This is a genomic window from Collimonas sp. GW821-FHT07E08, assembly GCF_059418905.1.
The window spans coordinates 1-368 of sequence record NZ_JBWKQR010000059.1; the positions used below are offsets into that span (position 1 = coordinate 1).

1 protein-coding gene is annotated in these 368 nt (G+C 56.0%); it reads left to right on the plus strand.

Annotated features, from left to right (window positions below; translation table 11 throughout):
- On the plus strand, positions 1-368 hold a 368-nt coding region (locus tag AC07RZ_RS24145), incomplete at both ends, for a hypothetical protein (protein ID WP_494669874.1).

Consider the following 368-nt stretch of genomic DNA (forward strand, 5'->3'; position numbering starts at 1 on the left):
CTCAGGCCAGTCGAAGTTGATGTCGACAACGAAGTCACATTGCTGTTCGTGGTGCTCAAGCCCGTCGAGGCCGAAGTCGACAGCGACGAAACGCTGCTGTTGGTCGTGCTCAGGCCGGTCGAAGTTGATGTCGACAACGAAGTCACATTGCTGTTCGTGGCGCTCAAGCCCGTCGAGGCCGAAGTCGACAGCGACGAAACGCTGCTGTTGGTCGTACTCAGGCCAGTCGAAGTTGATGTCGACAACGAAGCAATTCCACTGGATGTCGAAGTCGACAGCGAACTCACATTGCTGTTGGTGGTGCTCAGGCCAGTCGAAGTTGATGTCGACAACGAAGCCACATTGCTGTTCGTGGTGCTCAGGCCTGT